The organism is Winogradskyella sp. PE311 (genome assembly GCF_046545555.1).
Taxonomy (GTDB): Bacteria; Bacteroidota; Bacteroidia; order Flavobacteriales; family Flavobacteriaceae; genus Winogradskyella.
This window is the reverse complement of sequence record NZ_JBHZTH010000003.1, coordinates 22317-45582: the sequence shown is the minus strand read 5'-3', so window position 1 is coordinate 45582 and position 23266 is coordinate 22317. Positions and strand designations below refer to the sequence as shown.

The following is a 23266-nucleotide window of genomic DNA, read 5'->3' as shown; positions in this document are numbered from 1 at the left end:
TATTCGTTAAAAGGCAGTTGAATTGTAGGTTTTTTCTAGTTTACAATTAATTTTTTGCTACCAATCGTACCGTTCTTATTTGTTAATCGAACAATATAAATACCTTGATTAAGATCTTTAATATTAAGGATTTGTTTGTTTTCAGAATTGGTAGAAGTTTTAGTTAGTTTCACCCTTTTTCCTAAAACATCATATACGGCAATTTCATTTAAAACGTTAGAATTAAATATTGTTACGCTGTCAGAGTTATTAGGGTTTGGGAACATCTTAATTTTATTTTCAAATCGAGAGGTGGCCGTGCTCAATGTTGTATTCTTTAAAGTAATCGTAAGTGTGCCAATTTTCTCAGTGTTAAAGGGATAGCCCGAAGCACCTGATATATTAGAAATAACCCCTCTTGGATTTGTCGCAGAGTTATTACCAGAATAACCAAAACCATCTTCTGTACCTGCATCGTAAGGAAATAAATCTACGGTAATTATTTCTTTCCAATAACTGGTATTCGTATCCCATAGGTTGAGACCGTTTACAGCAATAATCCAGTCTGGGCTTGGAGCAATCATAGACACAAGGGTTAAAAGTGGGTACTCTTCGGATATAGAGATATCGCTTAAAGTTGCCGTGCTTATTGCTGCAAAAGGCGAAAAGGACTTACTAAGCCATTGTTCTGCATTACCAGCATTAATTGCAGTTTGTACTTCTGAGTTAAAAACGGAATTGGAACCTGCTTCAGCAACATTTTCAATTCCTTGTGTAGCCGTCCCTCCCAATTCTAAAAAAGTCACATTATTATTATGGTTGACACCTACTAAATTAGACCAATGTGCACTTCCTGGTAAGGTTCCATGATCGGAAGAGTTCCAAGTGCTAGTGAAACTTATATCGTATGCAGCTGTAGATTGAGCTATGATACCTTTTGAAGCTAGAAATACAAATAATACAAGAAGTGATAAAGTAGTTTTTTTCATAGTAGTTGCTTGAAGGTTTATCAACTTTATGTCGACTAAGATTTTTATTCCTTACATCAATTTTTGGTTTTAGCTTATTTTAGCATAAATTTTAAAGCTTGAATTACGAGATTCTTTTTTCATTCGCTTTAGCAACGTCTATATTAGCTATTTCACCAGGGCCAGATAATATCTATGTGTTGGTACAAAGTATTTCTAACGGAAAATCATATGGCTTGGCTACAGTGTGTGGTTTAATAACAGGTTGTGTAGTGCATACCACCTTATTGGCTTTTGGTATTTCTGCAATTATAAAAGCAAATGAAGATTTATTTTTTGGCATTAAAGTTTTAGGAGCACTTTACTTGCTATACTTGGCATATAAAGTTTATAAATCTGATACTGAATTAAATTTAGATAAAGAAGCTACACCAAAAAAGAGTTTAAGAGGCTTATTTGTTCAAGGTTTTTTTATGAATGTTCTTAACCCAAAAGTAACTATCTTCTTTTTGGCATTTTTCCCTGGGTTTTTGTTTAGTGATACAATAAGCACAGTCTATCAATTTTATATTTTAGGAGGTGTATTTATGTTAGTGTCTTTTATTATTTTTTCAATAATAGCTATGCTTGCAGGTCAGATAAAAGCGTATACATTAGATTATAAAAACTCCGGTGTAGTTTTAAAATGGCTTCAAATTGTAGTGTTTATAGGAATTGCTATTTTCATACTATTGTAATATTTGAAATACCTTATATTTGATGGCAATGAACAAAGCTGTAAAACTCATAGAATGTCCAAGAGATGCTATGCAAGGTATTAAAGATTTTATACCTACTGAGAAGAAGGTTCAATACATTCAGTCTTTGTTAAGAGTTGGTTTTGATACTATAGATTTTGGAAGTTTTGTCTCTCCAAAAGCAATTCCTCAAATGGCTGATACGGCTGAGGTTTTAGCACAATTAGATTTAACTAAAACGACGAGTAAACTTCTTGCGATTATTGCTAATACTAGAGGTGCCAGCGACGCATCTAAGCATACGGAAATTAACTATTTAGGTTTTCCGTTCTCTATTTCCGAAAATTTTCAAATGCGAAATACGCATAAAACAATAGCGCAATCTGTCATAACACTTTCTGAGATTTTAGAAATCGCAGACCAGAATAGTAAAGAAGTTGTAGTTTATATTTCTATGGGCTTTGGAAACCCATATGGTGATCCATGGAATGTTGATATTGTAGGTGAGTGGACAGAACGTTTATCTAATATGGGAGTAAAAATTCTATCACTTAGCGACACCATTGGAAGTTCTGATGCTGAGAATATAGATTATTTATTTTCAAATTTAATTCCTTCCTATTCTAATATAGAATTTGGTGCGCATTTGCATACCACACCAACAAGTTGGTTCGAGAAAATAGATGCGGCTTATAACGCAGGTTGTAGGCGTTTTGATGGTGCTATACAAGGATTTGGTGGTTGTCCAATGGCAAAAGACGAGCTTACGGGTAATATGCCAACAGAAAAAATGCTTTCCTATTTTACTCAGAAAAAAGCGAATTCCCTTAACGCTATGTCTTTTGAGAGTTCTTATAATGAGGCGACTAGGATATTTGCAAAGTATCATTAACAAAAAAGTGCTGCTAACTTTTAGCAACACCTTCTTTAAATCAGTCAATTAAAAATGTTAGAACCTAAATTCTAAACCTAAATTAGCCCCAAACGGATGACCAGGTCTCAGACCAGCTGGTACTCTCGATACGGCGTAAGTTTCGTTCAGCATATTAATAATATTTCCTGTCGCAGTTAAAGACTTTGAAAAATGATATTTAGCAGAAAAATCTATAATAAAGTTGGATGCAACTAATTCATCATTTGGAATATCACCTGAGCCAGCCTGTGTTCTAAATTCACCATTAAAACGACCACTTAAGTTTAATTCGTATTTAGTATGTTCTAACGATAGCATTACATTAAATTGATGTTTTGGTATATATGGTAATTGGTCTCCTTTAGTAACTTCTCCCCAAAGTCCATCATCACTGCCAAAGCTGTTGAGAAATTCTGTATTTGTAAGGGTATAACCAAAAGTTATTGGTAAATTATATTCGCTATTTTTATTGAGTAAATCGTAGTTTAATAATAATTCAACACCATTTACTGCAACTTCTCCAGCATTAAATTGTTCTAATGAGCCAGTGCCTCCTGTAGCTGCTAAGTCGCTTCCGAGTAAGTTACTATAGTCATTATAGAAACCTACTAATTCTCCTCTAATTTTACCTAATACAAATCGAGATCCTAATTCGTAATTGATGCTTTCTTCTGCCTTTTGACCTTCTTGATTGCTTGGTGGTGAGAATCCTTTGTGCACGCCTCCAAACATTGATATGTCACTAGTAAAGGCATAATTAAAACCAATTCCGGGAATAAAAATATCTACTTTATTCTCGCGAGATGAAAGGTCAATTCCAATTCTGGTTGGATCAGCACTACCATAGTTATCGCGTTTAAGTGTTATATTTTCATAACGTAAACCTGGTGTTAAGGTTAAATTCTCATATTTAAATTTGTACATTATAAAGCTAGCAAAGGCTATTGCACTGCTAATTCTATTACCTTGCTCTCCTTTTGCTCCTAAAGATGTTAAATTCATATTACCATCTATAATGTTAAAGCCATCCTCCCATTGAAATCTATCTTCTTCATCATAATGGTATCGTAATCCAATTTCTAAGTCATGAAAAGTATTTTCGCCATACCAGTGGTAATCAAACTTAGTTTGAAGACCTTTAGAAATATAGCTTCTATTATTAGCTTTTACTAAAAGTTCGTCTGCATTAGAATTTGTATCACCTCGCAATAGGCTTAGGTGATTAGAGAATGTTTCTGGGTTAGCTATTACATTAGCAATACTTTGTTTGTCTCCATTAAAAATCACATCATCTAATTTGTACCAATTTCTAGTGAATTTATTATAATAACCATTTGTGGTTATCCTAAAGTTTTTACTAAACTGTAAAGTATGAGTTAGCATTAATTGTAAATGTTCTGCATTCATTTGATCTTCTTGTGATGATGCGTAACGGTCAAAAGGAGAATTCTCAAAATCGGATTCAGTTAGTCCTATATAAGTTTCATTAGACACTTCATCAGAGTACTGAAATTTTACTTCGAAGGCCTGTTTTACCTTAGCTTCTGCTTTTGAGTTAACTCTAAATTTCGCTACAACTTCGTTTATATCGAAACCTGTATTACTATTATCTGGAAGATTTTTAAACCCATCGGAGTTGTAGTTAAGATATTCTACCATGTAACCTAAAGTTGGTCTGCTATCACCAACTCTAGCATGTAGTGTACTGGTATTAAAACTTCCTAGACTTGCGCGTACTTGGCCATTAAAATTATCTGGTATTTGAGTAGAAACCATATTGATTGCTCCGCCTGTCGTAAAAGGTCCGTATTGTACTTGGCTACTACCTTTTAAAATTTCTACAGCTTCCATTCTTGCAACAGAAGGGAAGTAATATGCAGATGGTGCGCTATATGGTGCAGGAGCTATAAGTACGCCATCCTCCATTAATGAAATTTTGGCACTACGTTCTGGAGATGTACCTCGTAAACTAATATTTGGTCTCAGACCAAAACCATCTTCTTCATAAAAAGTAACGCCTGGTATAGCACGTAGCACCCGATTAATATCAGTGTAGCTAAATTTTTTTAATTCTTTCGGAGATATATAATATGCAGATCCTGTTCTGTTTTTTGCAACATATTTATTACCAAAGATTGCATTGGCGTCGATGAGTACTTCATCTAATTTTTGTATCGAGTCTTGTGGTTTTTTTTGTTTGTTAGATTGAGAATGTAGGTTACATACACTGACTAACGCTAATGCTGATAGGGCTAATTTGCAATTCATTTATTTAGACTTATTAAAAATAGTGATTTTTTTATTGTGCAAATTTAAAACCAAATTTTAGTTCCGCAAAGTTTATTTAGAATAAATAAAAATAAAATTTTCAATATTTTGAAGGACAATTATTTAGAAATATGATTTAAACTGTGGACAACAATTATTTTTAAAATTGAATCCCTTAGGTCTGCAAAAAGGAGTATCTTTACACGCAATTATATCTTAATTGCCATGAAAGCACACGAAAGCAAAATTTTAGGAGAAGGACTTACTTACGATGATGTATTATTAGTTCCAGCGTTTTCTGAAGTTCTTCCTCGAGAAGTCAATATTCAAACAAAACTTACTAGAAATATTACCATTAATGTACCAGTTGTGTCAGCTGCTATGGACACTGTTACAGAAAGTAGAATGGCAATCGCTATGGCTCAAGAAGGAGGTATAGGAGTTTTACATAAAAACATGTCTATTGAAGCACAAGCCCAAAAAGTAAGACGTGTAAAACGTGCTGAGAGTGGTATGATTATAGATCCTGTTACTTTACCAATGGATGCAATTGTATCTGATGCCAAAAATGCGATGAGAGAACATAGTATTGGCGGTATACCTATCGTAAATGAAGCTGGTATATTAAAAGGTATTGTAACTAATAGAGATTTACGTTTTGAGCATCAAAACGATAGACCAATAATTGAGGTAATGACAGGAGAAAACCTAGTAACTGCCGCTGTTGGTACCTCTCTTAAAGATGCAGAAAAGATATTGCAACAAAATAAAATTGAAAAGTTGCTCATTGTAGATGATGGTTATAAGCTAGCAGGCTTAATTACATTTAGAGATATCACTAAAGTAACTCAGAAGCCTAATGCAAATAAAGATAATTATGGAAGATTACGAGTTGCTGCAGCCATCGGTGTTACAGGAGATGCTGTAGATAGGGCAGAAGCTTTAGTTAAAGCAGGTGTTGATGCTGTGGTTATAGATACTGCTCATGGCCATACTGTAGGTGTAGTTACAATTTTAAAATCTATAAAACAGCAATTTCCAAAATTAGAAGTTATTGTTGGCAATATAGCAACAGGCGAAGCGGCTAAATATTTAGTTGAGGCTGGTGCAGATGCAGTAAAAGTAGGCATTGGTCCAGGATCTATTTGTACCACAAGAGTTGTCGCGGGTGTAGGTTTTCCGCAATTTTCGGCGGTGTTAGAAGTAGCAGCAGCAATAAAAGGTACTGGAGTTCCTGTAATTGCGGATGGAGGTATTCGTTATACAGGAGATATTCCTAAAGCTATAGCTGCTGGTGCAGATACTGTGATGTTAGGTTCCTTGTTAGCAGGAACAAAAGAAAGCCCTGGGGAAACCATTATATATGAAGGAAGAAAGTTTAAGTCTTACCGCGGAATGGGGTCTGTAGAAGCAATGAAGCAAGGAAGTAAAGACAGATACTTTCAGGATGTGGAAGATGATATTAAAAAATTAGTACCAGAAGGTATAGTAGGTCGTGTACCTTATAAAGGTGAGTTATTTGAAAGTATTCATCAGTTTGTAGGTGGTCTTAGAGCAGGAATGGGATATTGTGGTGCAAAAGATATTGAAACGCTTAAAGAAAATGGCCGTTTTGTTAAGATTACAGCAAGTGGAATTAATGAGAGTCATCCGCACGATGTTACTATAACAAAAGAGGCTCCTAACTATTCTAGATAATATAAATCTAAAAAGAAACTTAGATAAAAACCTATTAACGAATGCTTTAAGCAATATTTAAAAATAACACTTTTAGATGCTGTTTTTAAACACTGTAGTTTTCCGTAAAGGGCTACTTATAATATGTCTCTTCTCTTTTCACATCTTAGGTATTGTTTTAAACATGCTTATTGCAACATAAATTTTGTTCTAGATTCTTAGGTATAGTCTTATAAAGCGTATCTTCGTAATAACATTTACAACAATGTAATGAACAAATTTGACTATATCATTTTGGGAGCCGGAGCATCAGGTTTAATGCTCGCTTATCGTATGTCAAAATCGACCTTTTTTGATAATAAGAAGATTTTAATCATTGATAAAGTTAGAGATAAAGGTAACGATAGAACATGGTGTTATTGGGAGAAGGGCGAAGATGAATGGGAGGAATTATTAGTCAAGAGATGGTCAAAAATTTTCTTTGGAAGTAAAAACTATTCAGAAGAAATAGAAATCACACCTTATACATATAAAATGATTAGAAGTGAGCAATTTTATAGTTCACTTTGGAAATCGATTAATACAAAATCTAATATTAGTTTCTTGCAAGATGAAGTGGATAATTACACGGAGTTAAAAGAAGGTGTGCAGGTCATAACCAAAAAAGGAAATTATTTTGGATTTAAAGTTTTTAATAGTTTATTAAAGCCATCCGTGTATGAGTCTCAAAAAAAATATCCGACTTTGCAACAGCATTTTGTTGGTTGGTTTGTAAAAACAAAAGACTATAGTTTTAATGATTCTATAGCAACATTTATGGACTTTACTGTTGCGCAAAATGGTAATACGCGTTTTATGTATGTACTTCCCATTAATAAAAGCACTGCTTTATTTGAGTATACTTTGTTCTCAAAAGATTTTTTAGAGGCTAAAGAGTATGAAAAGGCCATTACAGATTATTTGAAAGAAAAAGGTATTGTTGAGTATGAGATTATTGAGAAAGAAAGAGGTGCTATACCAATGACATCTTTTAAATTTTCAGAGTTGAATTCAAATCATATTTTAAATATTGGAACAGCTGGTGGTTGGACAAAAGCAAGTACAGGATATACATTTAGGAATACTACAAAAAAAACAAAAGAATTAGTTCAATTTCTTAATACAGAAAATGACCTAACTAAATTTCATAAAAAATCTAAATTTTGGTTTTATGATTTATTATTTTTAGATGTATTAGCTAAAAGTAATCAAGAGGGTTCAGCATTATTTGCTTCAATGTTTAGCAAAGGTAACGTAACAACTATTTTTAAATTTTTAGATGAAGAATCTAATTTAATTGAAGATCTAAAGATTATTTTGTCAGTGCCTCCAAAACGATTTATTCAAGCTTTATTTAGACGTTTATTTTAGTCTTGTACATATATTTGTCCGCGATGAGGTTTTAAAGTATCTCTAATTATTTTCATCTCAGATTCGTTAACTACTAGATAAGCTAAACTGTGCATTTCACTCAAGGTTTCTGTCCCAGTAATTGTAATATCGAGATTATTTATTGAGATGTATTCTTTAAGATGAACCAAATGGTGTTCTGCAGTTTTTAGACTAACTGGCCCTCTAAAATCCCAAATTAGTTTAAGTTTACGCATTAGATACTGAAACCCCTTTTTCAACGAAATTTTTAAAATTCTCCATATATTTTTTAGACTGCTTTTTAAAAGTACTTGGCATTGCCATAGTCATCAATTGCATAAAAAAATTGGTTGGTAAAAATTCACTTTCCGCAACCCATTCTGTTAATCCGTCTTTAGTGCTCCTAAAGTAATTTTCTTGTATATTATACATGCCTTTTGTATTGTAGGTGGCATGGAACTCATAAGGTAAATTACGCTTAGTAATTGTTTCATTAAGCTCTAGTTGTTTGTCTCCAAAATCATAAATTAAACGCATTTTAGAACCAAATTCACCAGGAGTACCAGAAATATGTTCGCTTCTAATAAGCCCTTCATGCCAGTGCTTCATATTGTCAACTGAGTCCAGTTTTTTTATAACATCTTCTAAAGGTTTCTTAATAGTAATTTTAGTGCAGAACTTCATTTCGAGGGATTTTAAATAAAGATATATAAACATGTTTTTATGGTTTAATTTTTTCGATGATATGAGGATTTATTATGTTCAAATTAATGAAACAATAATTTAATTATGAAAACTGTTATGTTGTATAGTTAATGTTTTTCCAAATGAAAATGATTCTACTTGCTAAATAGTGTATTTGTGTTATTTTTGCTCAGCATCAATTTTAAATAAAAATTAAGTATTTCTTAAAAAGAATAATACACTATGAATGTAAAATATAGATATTTTTTAGTGGCTCTATTTCTATTAAATAGTGCTATTTCTCAAAATAAAGATGCCGTTCTTTTGAATGTTGCAGGCGAAGAAATAAAGACTTCAGAATTTTTAAGAGTTTATAACAAAAATTTAGATTTAGTTAAGGATGAAAGTCAAAAAGACGTTGATGGTTATTTAAAATTATTTACAGAATACCAGCTTAAACTCAAAGAGGCAAGACGTTTAAAACTTAACGAGGATGCGAAATATCAACGTGAATTTTTAAGATACAAGAAACAACTAACTAAGAATTACTTGTCTGAGAATAAGGTGACTGATGCTTTGGTAAAAGAAGCATATGAAAGAAGTAATTTGGATATAAATGCGTCTCATATTTTAGTGCGTTTAGATGAAAATGCAAACGATACTATTAATGCATATAATGAAGTTTTAGAACTTAGAAGTCGTGTTTTAAAAGAAGGGTATGATGTTGTTAAAGAAGATGTGCATAACGGGAGTTCAATATTTTTAGAAGACTTAGGTTATTTTTCAGCATTTAAAATGGTCTATGATTTTGAGACCGCTGCTTACAATACGCCAAAAGGTAAGATGTCGATGCCATTTAGAACACAGTTCGGTTATCATGTTGTAAAAATTAATGATAGACGAGAATCTAGAGGTACTGTAACGGCTGCGCATATAATGATAGCGCTGTCACAGAACGATTCTCTTTTAGATGCAGAAGAGCGCATAAAGAGTCTATATAAAAAATTGCAACAAGGAGAAAGTTTTGAGTCTTTGGCTAAACAATTCTCGGATGATAAAAGTTCTGCAAAGAATGGTGGTAAGTTATCGCCATTTAAAAGTGGTCAATTAAGTTCAACTGTGTTTGAAGATGAAGCCTTTGCATTAAATGAAAATGGCGAAACAAGTCAGCCATTTAAAACAGAATATGGATGGCATATTGTGAAACGTATAGATTATCAACCGATGCAGTCTTTTGAAGAATTAAAGCCTTCTTTAGAAGCAAAGGTAAAGAGAGATACTAGGTCTAAATTAATAAATGCGGCAATGGTTAAGGAGCTTGAAAAGCGTTATCAAATTTCTTATAACCCAAAAGCCAAAGCCTATTTCGAATCGATACTTTCTAAAGAATTTTTTGCTCGTTCATGGAAATTGCCAGAAGATCTAGAAAAGGAAAAGAATGTCTTTACTATAAATAATAGAGCTTTTACTTATATAGAATTTGGTCGTCATTTAATGTCAGCTCAGCGCATATATGCCAATAAACCTGCCTCATTTGCTAATGTTATAGCTAAAGAATATAAACGTTTTTTTGAAAAATCTATATTACAGTATCGAGAGGATAATTTAGAACTTGAGAACGAAGATTTTGCAAATATAATTAAGGAGTATAGAGACGGACTATTGTTATTTGATTTAATGGAGAAAGAGGTTTGGAACAAAGCATCAACAGATACAATAGGTTTAAAAAAGTATTACGAAACCAATAAGTCTAAATATGTTTGGGGTGATAGAGTAAATGTAACTATTGCGTCTTCTGGTGACAATGGAAATGCAAAAAGGATTTTGAAAATGATGAAGAAAGGTAAATCCGAAGAACTCATAAAGTCAGAGTTAAACCAAGAAAAGAAGCAAAATGTAATTTTCACTAAAGGTCTCTTTAACGTAAACGACAGTAAATTACCGGTAAATTTTGAGGTTAAAAAGGGACTGTCAAAAATTTACCAGCATAATGAAGCTTTTCATGTTATTAATATTATAGACATTTTGCCAGCGGGTTTAAAAACATTAGATGAGGCTAAAGGAAATGTTATAAATGACTACCAGGCAGAAATTGAATCGAACTGGATGAATGAACTCAAGGCACGATTTAAAGTTGTAATTAATGAAAGCGCCTTAAAAGCGATAAAGAAAAAAATTAATAAGCAATAATATTTTTTTTGAAAAAATCCCTCCTCATATTATCGTTTGCTTTAATCATTGTCAGTTGCGATTTCTTTAAAACTGCAGATGATCGAGAGCCAATAGCACGTGTTAATGAGTCTTTTCTTTATGCGGAAGATATAATTGATATTGTTCCAAATGGTGCAACAAAGGCGGATAGTGTTGTTTTGGTTAATAATTATATTAATCGTTGGGCAAGACAACTATTACTAATGGATGGTGCGTTACTCAATATCTCGCAAGATAAGCAAGACGAGTTTTCTAGATTAGTTACACAGTATAAGAATGACTTATATAGTAAGGCTTATTTAGAAGCGTTAGTAAATAAAAATATAGACACTCTTGTACATCCTAATGAAGCTAAAATCTTTTATGAAGCGAATAAAGAGTCTTTTAAACTTAATGACGATTTGTTGCAGTTTAGATACGTAACTTTACCACTTAACCCTATAGACTTAGATACGATTAAGAATAGGTTTAAGCGTTTTAAGCTTAAAGACAAAAGATATTTAGATTCAATTTCGGTGCAGTTTAAGTCTTACTCCTTAAATGATTCATTATGGATTAAATACAACAAGCTCGTAGAGAAGATTCCTGTTATTACCTCTGATAATAAAAATCAACTGTTAAAAAAAACTAATTTCTTACAACTCAAAGATTCATTAAACCTATATTTGATGCAAGTTAATGATGTACGTTTACAGAATGATTATGCACCTATAAATTACGTCAGCAAGTCAATAAAACAAATAGTTATTAATAAGAGGAAATTAGAACTTATTAAACAACTAGAAAACGATATTACAAAAGATGCCATTAAAAACAATAAATTTCAGATCTATAATTAAAGCTGCAACGTTTTGCTGTTTATTTTTAGCTAGTGCCTTACATGCGCAAGAAATTATACCAGACGAAGAAGCCCCTTCAATAAAATCTAAAGATAGCACGGTTAATACGACTAGAATTAAAGCAGATGGCGTTGGAGCTGTTGTTGGTGATTTTATTATTTTAGAATCAGATTTAGATCGCGAAATAGCTCAACTAGAAGCGCAAGGTGCCGACCTAAAAGATGTATCGCGTTGCGAACTTTTTGGTAGCCTCTTAGAAAGAAAACTATATGCGCACCAAGCTATACAAGATAGTGTAATCGTTAATGAACTTTATATTCAATCACTCGTTGAGCAGCAAATTCAAGGTATTTTGGCTCAGACAAAAGGCGATATGGATGGTTTGTTAAAATTCTATAAAAAAGATTCTGAACAAGCGCTTAGAGATGAGATGTATGAAATAAATAAAAACGGTTACTTGGCAAGAGAGATGCAAAAAAAGGTAACTGAAGAGATCGAAGTTACACCAGAAGAAGTTAGAACATTTTTCAACGACATTCCAGAAGATGAAAGACCAACTTTTGGTACCGAATTAAAAGTTGCTCAGATTGTTGTAATACCTGAAGTTACAGAGGCATCTAAACAAGCAGTTATCGATAAGTTAAGTGCATTTAAAAAAGATATAGAAGAGAATGGTGCAAGTTTTACTACAAAAGCTTTATTCTATTCTGAAGATCCAGGGTCTAAAAGTAATGGTGGTAAATTGCCGACGATGAATAGGAAAAACCCTAGAATGGTAAAAGAGTTTAGGGATATAGCATTTAACCTGCAAGAAGGTGAAATATCAGAACCTTTTGAAACAGATTTTGGATATCATATCATTTATTTAGAAAAAATTAGAGGGCAAGAATATGATGTAAGACATATCTTATTGAAGCCAGAGCTAACACAAGACGCCATACAAAAGGCGAAAGACGAAATTGACGAAGTAAGAGCTAAAATTATAGATGGTACTTTAACTTTTGCAGAGGCAGCCAGAGAATTTAGTGATGAAAAAGAGACGAAATATGAAGGCGGTAAATTAACAAACCCAACAACTCAAGATTTTAACTTTGAATTAGCAAGGATGGATACTGAGATGTACACACAAATTCAAGATTTAAAAGATGATGCTATTAGTGAAGTTATTCAAGATGAAGACAGAATTAATAGGTTGAAGTTTAAAATTATGACTGTTACCGATAGGATTAATGATCATAAAGCCGATTATTCTAGAGATTACTTAAAGATTAAGGATCTAGCACTTCAAGACAAACAAATTAAAGCTATAGAGAAATGGCAGAAAGAAGCCATTTCAGAGACGTACATAAAGATTAATGGCACATATAGAGATTGCGATTATCAAAGTGATTGGTTAAAAGTAAAATAGAGTATGTCTGACGTTGTAATTATTGAAAATTTCGTAAAGAAATATAAGTCTCTTAAAGAAGAAATAGGGAAAGTTATTATTGGTCAGGAAACGGTTGTTGACCAAATATTAATATCAATTTTTTCGGGTGGTCATTCCTTGTTAATAGGTGTTCCTGGTTTAGCAAAAACCTTAATGGTTAATACAATTGCTCAAGCTCTTGGTTTAGATTTTAAAAGGATTCAGTTTACACCAGATTTAATGCCTAGCGATATTCTTGGTAGTGAGATATTAGACGAAAATCGTCAGTTTAAGTTTATTAAAGGCCCAATATTTGCTAATATTATTTTAGCTGATGAGATTAATAGAACTCCACCTAAGACTCAAGCGGCACTGCTAGAGGCTATGCAAGAGCGCTCTGTTACTGTAGCTGGTCATCAATACAAATTAGATTTACCTTATTTCGTTCTAGCGACGCAAAATCCAATTGAGCAAGAAGGAACATACCCATTGCCTGAAGCACAGTTAGATCGTTTTATGTTTGCAATTAATTTAGATTATCCATCTTTTCGAGAAGAGGTGGATGTTGTTAAAGCCACTACAACAGATGTACAACTATCAGTAAATTCTCTTTTTACTGCTCAGGAGATTATAGATTTTCAGAATGTAATACGTCGTATACCAGTAGCAGATAATGTTATTGAATATGCTGTGTCTTTAGTTGGTAAAACCAGGCCAAAGTCTGAATCTGCTGCAGCTCTTGTTAAAGAATTTGTAGATTGGGGAGCAGGACCTAGAGCTTCTCAAAATCTTATTTTAGCAGCAAAAACACATGCAGCAACTCATGGTAAATTTTCTCCAGACATTGAGAATATTCAAGCTGTTGCCACCGGAATTTTAAGACACAGAATCATTAAGAACTATAAAGCAGAGGCGGAAAGTCTTACTGATGAAAAAATTATTGAAAGCTTATTTTAGGATATAACTTCAGAAACCTTTACTTTTTACCATTGATATCTCATCAATGAGCATTAATAAAAGCAATAGAATTTTTGGTTTAGACCTCATGCGAGCTGTCGCAATCATTTTGGTTTTAATTTCTCATAGTATTTGGGTGATACCAATTACAAATCCTCGTATAAATGAATTGGTAGCCTTGTCTGGATATCTAGGTGTAGAAATTTTCTTTGTACTCAGCGGTTTTCTTATTGGTAAAATATTGTTTAGAATTTATATAAGTGTCGATTTTAAAATAAAAGATTTTGGTCATTTTTTAGTGCGTCGCTGGTTTAGAACATTACCAAATTACTACCTTATTCTTCTTGTTAATATTTTAATTGCTATTTGTCTCGGTACTAAATTACCAAATGATTTATGGCAGTATTTTGTATTTTTTCAGAATTTAGCCTGGCCAATGTCTTCCTTTTTTGGTGAATCTTGGAGTTTAAGTATAGAGGAGTTCGCTTATATATTAGGGCCATTAGTATTGTATCTCACCTTTATATTAAATAGAAATACAGCCAAGTCAAAGTTATTTTTAGGAGTTACTGTGTTTATTATTGTTGGTTTTACACTAGCCAGGTTATTCTATAATTCATTTAATGAAGTTTCGAATATGACTATTTGGAACCGAAGTTTAAAAGCTGTCGTTATATATCGAGTAGATGCTATTTATTATGGTGTTCTGGCGGCATATATATCAGTGCAATACCCTAAGTTTTGGATGAATTGTAAGTTTTACGGTTTGGTTATAGGTGTTTTTAGTATTGTAGGATTAAATATATTTATTCCACAGTTAAGTCTATTTATTGAGATAAGCCCATTATTTTGGAATATTTTTTACGTAGCCATAAATTCTATAGCGATAGCTTGTTTATTACCTTATCTATCTAATGTAAAGTCAGTTTCATATTTAATTTCAAAACCGGTTACGTTTATTAGTATCATATCTTATGCAATTTATTTAACGCATTTCTCACTAGTAGTGAAATTTATTCAACAGCTTAAAGTGTCAGGTCCATTTGCGAATTCTAATTTAATCCTATTAACCTTATATATAGGTCTCACTATACTATTATCTTATCTATTATTTAGATTTTATGAGAAACCTATAACGAACTTAAGAGACAGGATAGAAATTAAGAATTATTTTAAATAATGGATTAATGTTAATTTATTGAAGATACTGTAATCTATCAATTAATTTTTTAATTATCTTAAATTTTAGTCATAATACATTGACAACTACATAGATGTTTTAACATTTCTATTTTAGTTTTATATACCCTATAAAATTCGTATTTTTGTTTTACTAAACGTAAAATTATCAACCTTTAAATATACTATATGGCATTTGATATTGACATGATTAAAAAGGTATATTCTAACATGACAGAGCGTGTAGATGCTGCTAGAGAAATTGTTGGAAAACCATTAACACTCTCGGAGAAAATATTATACTCTCATTTATGGGATGGAAAACCTACTGAGGCTTTTTCTAGAGGAAAAGACTATGTAGATTTTGCACCAGACCGTGTAGCTTGTCAAGATGCAACGGCTCAGATGGCATTATTGCAATTTATGCAAGCTGGTAAACCTAAGGTTGCCGTTCCTACTACAGTGCATTGTGATCACTTAATTCAAGCTAAAGATGGTGCTGCAACAGATTTAAAAAATGCGAATAGTACAAGTAGCGAGGTTTTTAATTTTTTAGAATCAGTTTCTAATAAATATGGGATTGGGTTTTGGAAACCAGGAGCAGGTATTATACATCAGGTTGTTTTAGAAAATTACGCGTTCCCTGGGGGAATGATGATTGGTACCGATTCTCATACTGTGAATGCTGGTGGATTAGGAATGGTTGCAATTGGTGTTGGTGGTGCTGATGCAGTAGATGTAATGGCAGGAATGGCTTGGGAATTGAAATTCCCTAAACTGATAGGAGTAAGGTTAACAGGAAAACTTTCTGGTTGGACTGCGCCAAAAGATGTAATATTAAAAGTTGCAGAAATACTAACAGCTAAAGGAGGTACAGGAGCTATTGTAGAATATTTTGGCCCTGGAGCAACATCAATGTCTTGTACCGGAAAAGGAACTATTTGTAACATGGGTGCTGAGATTGGAGCTACAACTTCAACTTTTGGATATGACGATTCAATGGAGCGTTATTTAAGAGCGACAGAAAGAGCAGATGTTGCAGATGCAGCAAACAAAATAAGACCATATTTAACAGCTGATGACGAAGTATATGCTAATCCAGAGCAATATTTTGATCAGGTTATAGATATTAATTTGTCTGAATTAGGTCCACTTTTAAATGGTCCTTTCACACCAGATTTATCAACCTCAGTTGGTACAGATATGACAGAGAAGGCTAAAGCAAATGATTGGCCAATCCAAGTAGAATGGGGATTAATTGGTTCTTGTACAAATTCATCTTATGAAGATTTATCAAGAGCTTCATCCATTGCGCAACAAGCTTTAGACAAAGGTTTAAAAATGAAAGCAGAGTTAGGTATAAATCCCGGTTCTGAGCAAGTTCGTTATACGGCTGAGCGCGACGGAATTTTAGGTATTTTTGAAAAGCTAGATGCTAAAATATTTACAAATGCTTGTGGACCATGTATTGGACAATGGGCGAGATATAGTGACCCTAAAAATGCGCCAAAAAATAGTATTGTACATTCTTTTAATAGAAATTTTGCTAAACGTGCAGATGGAAATCCAAATACACATGCATTCGTAGCATCACCAGAATTAACCGCAGCTATTGCAGTTGCCGGCCGTTTAGATTTTAATCCATTAAAAGATAAATTAATAAACGAAAATGGTGAAGAAGTAATGTTCGAAGAACCAACAGGATGGGAATTGCCACCAAAAGGATTTGACGTAAAAGATAACGGTTATTTAGAGCCTGTTGCTGATGGCAGCGATGTTGTAGTTTCTGTAAGTCCTACTTCAGAGCGTTTACAATTACTAGAACCATTTACGCCGCTTGGAGGTACTATTAATGGTGCTAAACTTTTAATAAAAGCGTTTGGAAAATGTACTACAGATCATATTTCTATGGCTGGTCCTTGGTTACGATTTAGAGGACACCTAGATAATATTGCAAACAATACGTTAATTGGCGCAGTAAATGCTTTTGGTAAAAAAACAAACTTTGTTAAGAACCAATTGACAGGAGAATTTGGCGGAGTGCCAGATACAGCTAGAGCTTATAAAGCTGCAGGAATAAAATCTATAGTTGTTGGTGATCACAATTATGGTGAAGGTTCTTCAAGAGAACATGCAGCCATGCAACCAAGACAATTAGGTGTTGCAGCTGTAATTGTGAAATCTTTTGCACGTATCCACGAAACAAATCTTAAGAAGCAAGGTATGTTAGGTTTAACTTTTGCCAATGAAGCTGATTATGATTTAATTGAAGAAGATGATACATTTAACTTTTTAGATTTAAATGAATTTGCGCCAGATAAACAGTTAATGTTAGAGGTGGTTCATTCAAATGGTAGTAAGGATGTAATAGCTTTAAATCACACCTATAATGATGCACAGATAGACTGGTATAATGAAGGTTCTGCCCTTAATTTAATAAAAAAGCAAAACGCTTAATTAGAAGTTTAAAATTAAAGTAAAACTCTTAGTTTTTAATACTAGGAGTTTTTTTTGTTTTAAAATGAAAGGTTTATTAACAGTTTACGACTTTTAGATTATCTCAATATAATTTATAAGCTATGAATTCCATCTGGGTTTTTGAAGACGTCAATTTGTTCAACTTATTGTGTCCTCATAAATTTAAGAAATATAAAGCCTGTCATTCCTTTGATTCATATAAAAAAAGTGACTATATCTATTTTGAAGAGGATGCGGCCAATAAGGTATTTCTTATAGAAAATGGAAAAGTTAAGATTGGATATTATAATGAAGATGGAACTGAAGTTGTAAAAGCTATTTTAAATAAAGGTGAGCTTTTCGGTGAAAAAGCTATATTAGGTGAAGAACGACGAGATGAGTTTGCTCAATCTTTAGATAATAGCACATCTATTTGTCCCGTAGGTGTAACGACAATGCACGATTTAATGCGCGACAATAAAACTTTTAGTCTAAGAATTTATAAATTTATTGGTTTTAAATTTAAAAAACTCGAAAGGAGACTACAGTTGCTACTCTTTAAAGATTCTAAGACAAGGTTACAAGAGTTTTTACAAGAATTATGTAATGATTATGGTTATGATTGTGATCAAACAGGAGATCATATAATAAATCACCCATACACACAAAAGGATATTGCCTCATTAATTGGAATATCTAGACCTACTCTAAATATTTTGATGAATGAATTAAAAGAATCGTCTATTATAGATTTTAATAGAAAGCATATACGGATTTATAATACTTTCTCTTAATTTAAATAAATGAAAGCTAAACTCAATAAGCGTAATATTTTCTTTTTATTAATTATCATAGTTTTAATTATACCCCAAACAAGGAAGCCGATTCAAGTTACATTACATAAAGGTTTAACTTATATTAGACAGTCTACAATAATTAATAAAGAAGATAGATCTTCTGTGACTTATAATGGTTGGCAATTAAAATCTGATTTAAATAGAAGTTTAGATTTTAGTGAAACTAACGATAAAGTAGTATTAATTAATTTCTGGGCAACATGGTGTCCTCCATGTATAGCGGAAATGCCTAGTCTTCAATTATTATATAATGACTACAAAGATAAAGTTGTATTTTTATTTATAACTAATGAGGATTTTGATATTACAAGAAAGTTTAAATCTAAAAATAAATTTGATTTCGAAGTTTATCATCCTCTTAACAATATGCCAGAAGAATTAATTACACGTTCTATTCCCAGAACATTTATAATTAATAAAACAGGAGAGATTATAGTAGACGAATCTGGTGCTATTAATTGGAATAGTGATAATGTTAGAAAACTGATAGAAGGTTTATTAGATATGTAAGATATAATAAGGCTTTTCTAATTTTTTTATTCAAAAATAATATCTTTGAATGAACCTTCATTATTAAGAAGTTTCATAAAAAGAAATGTCTCAAATAACTACAATAACATTTTTTAGATATAAATCGTTTTCAAAAAAAGTTTGGGCTTTCGGAATGATGCAGTTTGCCCATGCTAAATTAGCTAATATTAAAGGGCTTACCTTATACAAACTGATGGGTAGCGGAAAAGATGGTTTTAATCCTTTGCCAGACTGGTCTGTTTATGCGCTTATTCAAATTTGGGACAATGAGGATGCTGCCAGTAAGTTCTTCAAAAACTCTCAATTGATAAAACGTTATAAAGCCAAATCTAATGAGTATTTTACGTTGTATTTAAAAAACATCAAATCTCATGGAGAGTGGTCAGGAAAAAACCCATTTAAAAAGAGTGATTCATTAAAAGATGAGAATCCTTTTGTTGCTGTCATTACAAGAGCGACTATTAAAAAACGATTATTGATTAAGTTTTGGAGGTATGTCCCAACTTCTCAAAAACCATTATCCAATAATAAAGGATTAATTTACACTAAAGGTATTGGCGAGGTACCGTTTTTGCAAATGGCTACATTTAGTGTCTGGCGCGATAAAGAAAGTTTAATGCGTTTTGCTTATGGTAGTGCGGAGCATAAAAAAGCGGTAACAGATACAAAACGAATAAAATGGTATAGTGAAGAACTTTTTTCTAGATTTCAACCATATAAGTCGGAAGGAAAATGGTCTGGCATTGAAGCTTTACCCTTTTAAAAATAAAAATAAGCGAATAAAAAGAATATCAGTTGAGCTACATATAGGTTTAGGCAGAATAGTTTATTACCTTCTATTTTAAGTTGCTTTAGTATATATTGAAAAATTATACCTAATAGAAACCAAGTAAAATAATTTTCAAATTTTGGCATTCCTCCTTCAAAGTGCCAAAAATCTAAAATTGGTGCGCTAAACTCCATAACAAAATCTAAGAAAACCATAAATAACGCGGCCAATACTATCTTAACAATTCGATGCCATTTTGTATAGTCTAATATCGCAGCAGTAACAAAAGTCAATAAAGCCCAATAGATACCAATTAAATAAGGTACACCATCTAACTTTACACCAAAATTATTACCATAGTAGTAAGACCCAAATAGTAGCTGATAGTTAACGCCTAACCATTCGGCAAATAAACCCAAGCTAAAAAATAATAGAAAAGCACCTATTTTCTTAAAACTATTTAACGAGTAAATAAATAGAAATAGGAGCAGCGAAACTGTTAAGTTTAGAGGTGTTTTTTCTATAAACCAATTGGAGAATCCCAAACTAATACCTATAATGGCAGAGCCATGAAATAGCCAAAGAATTACTATACTTAAGTGTAAATGGTATTTCGAGTGCCAATTAATCATTTAGCTTCAGGAATTAAATCACTCACAATTTTGGCCGACAATAAACATAATGGTATTCCGCCACCAGGATGCACCGAACCTCCGCAAAAATAGAGGTCTTTTATCTTGCTAGAAAAATTAGGATGTCTTAAAAAAGCTGCAAATTTACTATTGCTAGAAGCACCATATAATGAACCTCTGTGAGAACTCGTTGCACTTTCAATTCCCTTTGGTGTTAAAATATGTTCAGTAGTAATAAGTTGAGATATATCAATATTTAAAATTCTATTAAGCTTATTAATAACGTTCGCTTTTGCTTTTTTTACAACAGTAGTCCAATCTTGACCATAATCAGCTGGTGCATTAACCATTACAAACCAATTTTCATGACCTTTAGGTGCATCAGACGGATTTTCTTTTGATGTAATATTTAAATAAATAGTAGGGTCGTTAAAAAGTGTTTTATCATTAAATAAAGCTTTAAATTCACTTTTATAGTCATCACTAAAGAAGATATTGTGTAAGTCTAGTTCTTTAAATTCTCGTTTTATTCCCCAATAAAAAATGAGAGCAGAGCTCGATCGTTCTTGGTTAAGCGTTTTTTTGGGTTGTTTTTGTTTGTCTAAAAGGGTTGTATAAGTAGGATAGATATCCGCATTAGAAATAGTTAAGTCACTCAAGTATTTACTATTTTCCGTTTCCACTCCAATAGCTTTGGAGTTTTTGACTATGATCTTTTTAACACTTTCATTAAAGTTGAAATTTACTCCAACTCGCAGTGCCAGTTCATATAAACTCTGTGAAATTTGATGCATACCGCCAGCAGGAAAGTAAGTTCCCATGTCCATCTCTAAATGTGGTATCATAGACATTATTCCTGGTGTTTTGTAAGGTGAGGAACCGTTATAGGTAGCATATCTATTAAATAATTGAACCAGTTTTTTATTTTTAAAATAGTTTTCGTTTGTAGCATTTAGTGAAATATCAATATCTAAAATTCTAAGATTAAGAATTGCTTTAATAGTTTTTTTAGATAGATACGTACTTATTTTATGGAGTGATTTTTCAAGAAAAAGTTCTGCCGTGAGGTCATATTTTTTCTTATTAGATTTTAGATAATTAGCGATGTTATCTATGGGTTCATTAAAGACTTCTGAAGCATGTTTTACAAAATCTACTTCATTTGAAGTTGCTTGGAACTGTAAACCATCTTCCCAAAAATAATTACAGATGATTTCTTTTTTCTTGTAATTGAAAAAGTCTGTTGAGTCTTGGTCGTGTAAAGTGAATAACTCAGTAACTAAATCAGGCATTGTAAACAATGATGGTCCTAAATCGAAACGGTAATTATCTTGTGTTTTACTATGAAGTTTTCCACCAAAATAGGAGTTTTTTTCTAATACAGTTACGTCATAGCCTTTTTTGTTAAGCCTTAACGACGCGGCAATACCAGCTATACCAGAACCAATGACAATGGCTTTTGGCATTTTTATTTCTTAAAATATTTAAATGGTACAAATAGCATCCCAAAGCATTCACCATCAGTTTTTCCTAGATGTTTGTGATGTATTTTATGGGCGCGTCTTACTCCTTTTGCATACCAATGGTTGGCTTTTCTAAAAAATTTGAATCTTTGATGAATAAAAATATCATGTACAACAAAATAGGCTATGCCATAAGCCAAAATTCCGAAACCTATAGGATAACCAAACCAATAGCCAACATGCCCTGCATAAAATAAAGACATGCTTACAACCGCATAAAAAATAAAGAAAAGATCATTTCTTTCAAACCAGCTGTCGTGATCTTTATGGTGGTGATCTCTATGTAGATTCCATAGAAATCCATGCATAATATACTTGTGTGTAAACCAAGCATTAAATTCCATAATCAAAAATGTTCCGAAAAAAATTAATATCCAAAAAACAGTTTGCATAATAGTTCTTTAAAATTTTAAATTAAATTAAGTTGATATTTTACATAGCTTCGTGTTAATAGCTCTACTTTTTTGTAATTAGGTACCCTAATTCTGGTAGATTTTATTTTTAAAGCTGGTGTCTTTTTAAGTTTGTCTAATAATTTATTATAATAACGATAAGCCATAAAGACACCAAATCTAGCTTCTAATGGTAATCGTTTAATTCCTTCAAGACCTTTATCAAAATCTTTTTCGATATCAGATATAATAGCTTGTTTAGATATTTCATCTAGTTCATTGAGATCCGTATTAGGAAAATAGGTTCTACTTAGGTCTTCAAAATCTGCTTTTAAATCTCTTAAAAAATTAACTTTCTGAAAAGCAGAGCCTAAACTCATTGCTGAAGATTTTAAATCTTCATATTTTTCATTATCACCTTTTACAAATACTTTTAAACACATTAGACCAACAACATCAGCTGATCCATAGATATATGCTCTATACTCCTCTTCTGTTAAATAATCTTTTTTATGAAGATCTAAACGCATACTATTCATAAATGCATCGACCAAGTGCTTGTCAATAGCGTATTTATGATAAGTTTCTTGAAATGAATTTAGAATGGGATTTAAACTTATTTTATCTTCTAAGGCTGATTCTAAACTATCTTCAAATTTTTTGAATAGCTTTTCCTTATCAAAATCGTGAAACGTATCTACTATTTCATCTGCAAATCTTACAAATCCATAGATGTTATAAATATCTTGTCTGATAACGTCAGATAGCATCTTAGTAGCCATAGAAAAAGACGTGCTGTAAGCATTTGTTACGAGCTTACTACATTCTTTAGAGACATTATCAAAAAGTGATTTCATACGATTTAATATATTTAT

At 32.2% G+C, this 23266-nt stretch carries 21 protein-coding genes; 13 read left to right on the top strand and 8 right to left on the bottom strand.

What is annotated here, in order from left to right; genetic code table 11:
• Positions 1–35: 35 nt before the first annotated feature.
• Positions 36–968: a spondin domain-containing protein gene (locus tag ACFWU4_RS11360; protein WP_411127926.1), complete on the bottom strand. Its 933-nt coding sequence runs from the start codon at positions 966–968 to the stop codon at positions 36–38.
• Between the two features lie 98 nt (positions 969–1066).
• Here ACFWU4_RS11360 and ACFWU4_RS11355 point away from each other — a divergent pair, with 98 nt between their 5' ends.
• Complete coding sequence (locus ACFWU4_RS11355) at positions 1067–1684, top strand: LysE family translocator (RefSeq protein WP_411127924.1); 618 nt, start codon at positions 1067–1069, stop codon at positions 1682–1684.
• A 28-nt stretch (positions 1685–1712) separates the two neighbouring features.
• Entirely contained in the window at positions 1713–2576 is an 864-nt protein-coding gene (locus ACFWU4_RS11350) for a hydroxymethylglutaryl-CoA lyase (protein WP_411128453.1), read from the top strand.
• Between the two features lie 57 nt (positions 2577–2633).
• Here the strand turns inward: ACFWU4_RS11350 and ACFWU4_RS11345 are convergent, their stop codons facing one another.
• Positions 2634–4865, bottom strand: a complete 2232-nt coding sequence (locus tag ACFWU4_RS11345) for a TonB-dependent receptor family protein (RefSeq protein ID WP_411127922.1) — start codon at positions 4863–4865, stop codon at positions 2634–2636.
• 225 nt (positions 4866–5090) lie between these two features.
• Here ACFWU4_RS11345 and guaB point away from each other — a divergent pair, with 225 nt between their 5' ends.
• Together guaB and ACFWU4_RS11335 are read left to right on the top strand one after the other, a co-directional pair.
• Positions 5091–6563 (top strand): IMP dehydrogenase, encoded by a 1473-nt coding sequence (gene guaB, locus ACFWU4_RS11340; RefSeq protein WP_411127920.1) that lies wholly within the window; start codon positions 5091–5093, stop codon positions 6561–6563.
• A 249-nt stretch (positions 6564–6812) separates the two neighbouring features.
• A complete protein-coding gene (locus tag ACFWU4_RS11335) occupies positions 6813–7952 on the top strand; it encodes a lycopene cyclase family protein (protein WP_411127918.1) in 1140 nt (379 codons plus the stop codon).
• Here the strand turns inward: ACFWU4_RS11335 and ACFWU4_RS11330 are convergent.
• Positions 7949–8188 (bottom strand): hypothetical protein, encoded by a 240-nt coding sequence (locus ACFWU4_RS11330; protein ID WP_411127916.1) that lies wholly within the window; start codon positions 8186–8188, stop codon positions 7949–7951. The two genes, ACFWU4_RS11335 and ACFWU4_RS11330, sit on opposite strands and share 4 nt — an antisense overlap.
• On the bottom strand, positions 8181–8636 hold the full coding sequence (locus ACFWU4_RS11325; RefSeq protein WP_411127914.1) for an SRPBCC family protein: 456 nt from the start codon (positions 8634–8636) through the stop codon (positions 8181–8183). Before ACFWU4_RS11325 ends, ACFWU4_RS11330 begins: the two co-directional genes overlap by 8 nt.
• Positions 8637–8879: 243 nt before the next feature.
• Here ACFWU4_RS11325 and ACFWU4_RS11320 point away from each other — a divergent pair, with 243 nt between their 5' ends.
• The 9 genes from ACFWU4_RS11320 to ACFWU4_RS11280 all read left to right on the top strand — a co-directional run bounded on the left by ACFWU4_RS11320 (position 8880) and on the right by ACFWU4_RS11280 (position 19838).
• Positions 8880–10826, top strand: a complete 1947-nt coding sequence (locus tag ACFWU4_RS11320) for a peptidylprolyl isomerase (protein ID WP_411127912.1) — start codon at positions 8880–8882, stop codon at positions 10824–10826.
• Positions 10827–10834: 8 nt separating this feature from the next.
• A complete protein-coding gene (locus ACFWU4_RS11315) occupies positions 10835–11686 on the top strand; it encodes a peptidyl-prolyl cis-trans isomerase (protein WP_411127910.1) in 852 nt (283 codons plus the stop codon).
• A complete protein-coding gene (locus ACFWU4_RS11310) occupies positions 11649–13094 on the top strand; it encodes a peptidylprolyl isomerase (RefSeq protein WP_411127908.1) in 1446 nt (481 codons plus the stop codon). Before ACFWU4_RS11315 ends, ACFWU4_RS11310 begins: the two co-directional genes overlap by 38 nt.
• 3 nt (positions 13095–13097) lie before the next feature.
• A complete protein-coding gene (locus ACFWU4_RS11305) occupies positions 13098–14051 on the top strand; it encodes an AAA family ATPase (RefSeq protein WP_411127906.1) in 954 nt (317 codons plus the stop codon).
• Between the two features lie 46 nt (positions 14052–14097).
• Positions 14098–15231 carry an acyltransferase family protein gene (locus tag ACFWU4_RS11300; protein WP_411127904.1) on the top strand — a complete coding sequence of 378 codons (1134 nt, stop codon included), beginning with the start codon at positions 14098–14100 and terminating at the stop codon, positions 15229–15231.
• A 188-nt stretch (positions 15232–15419) separates the two neighbouring features.
• Positions 15420–17687, top strand: coding sequence for an aconitate hydratase (locus tag ACFWU4_RS11295; RefSeq protein WP_411127902.1), 2268 nt, complete (start codon positions 15420–15422; stop codon positions 17685–17687).
• Between the two features lie 122 nt (positions 17688–17809).
• Positions 17810–18481: a Crp/Fnr family transcriptional regulator gene (locus ACFWU4_RS11290; RefSeq protein WP_411127900.1), complete on the top strand. Its 672-nt coding sequence runs from the start codon at positions 17810–17812 to the stop codon at positions 18479–18481.
• 9 nt (positions 18482–18490) lie between these two features.
• Entirely contained in the window at positions 18491–19054 is a 564-nt protein-coding gene (locus ACFWU4_RS11285) for a TlpA family protein disulfide reductase (protein ID WP_411127898.1), read from the top strand.
• Between the two features lie 85 nt (positions 19055–19139).
• Positions 19140–19838: a DUF3291 domain-containing protein gene (locus ACFWU4_RS11280; protein ID WP_411127896.1), complete on the top strand. Its 699-nt coding sequence runs from the start codon at positions 19140–19142 to the stop codon at positions 19836–19838.
• On the opposite strand, the gene ACFWU4_RS11275 is transcribed toward ACFWU4_RS11280, so the two are convergent.
• The 4 genes from ACFWU4_RS11275 to ACFWU4_RS11260 are packed head-to-tail and all read right to left on the bottom strand — an operon-like array spanning position 19835 to position 23248.
• Entirely contained in the window at positions 19835–20476 is a 642-nt protein-coding gene (locus ACFWU4_RS11275) for a carotenoid biosynthesis protein (protein ID WP_411127894.1), read from the bottom strand. The two genes, ACFWU4_RS11280 and ACFWU4_RS11275, sit on opposite strands and share 4 nt — an antisense overlap.
• Positions 20473–21942: a 1-hydroxycarotenoid 3,4-desaturase CrtD gene (gene crtD / locus ACFWU4_RS11270; RefSeq protein ID WP_411127892.1), complete on the bottom strand. Its 1470-nt coding sequence runs from the start codon at positions 21940–21942 to the stop codon at positions 20473–20475. Before crtD ends, ACFWU4_RS11275 begins: the two co-directional genes overlap by 4 nt.
• 2 nt (positions 21943–21944) lie before the next feature.
• Complete coding sequence (locus ACFWU4_RS11265) at positions 21945–22391, bottom strand: beta-carotene hydroxylase (RefSeq protein WP_411127890.1); 447 nt, start codon at positions 22389–22391, stop codon at positions 21945–21947.
• Positions 22392–22408: 17 nt separating this feature from the next.
• A complete protein-coding gene (locus ACFWU4_RS11260) occupies positions 22409–23248 on the bottom strand; it encodes a phytoene/squalene synthase family protein (RefSeq protein WP_411127888.1) in 840 nt (279 codons plus the stop codon).
• Between the last annotated feature and the right edge of the window lie 18 nt (positions 23249–23266).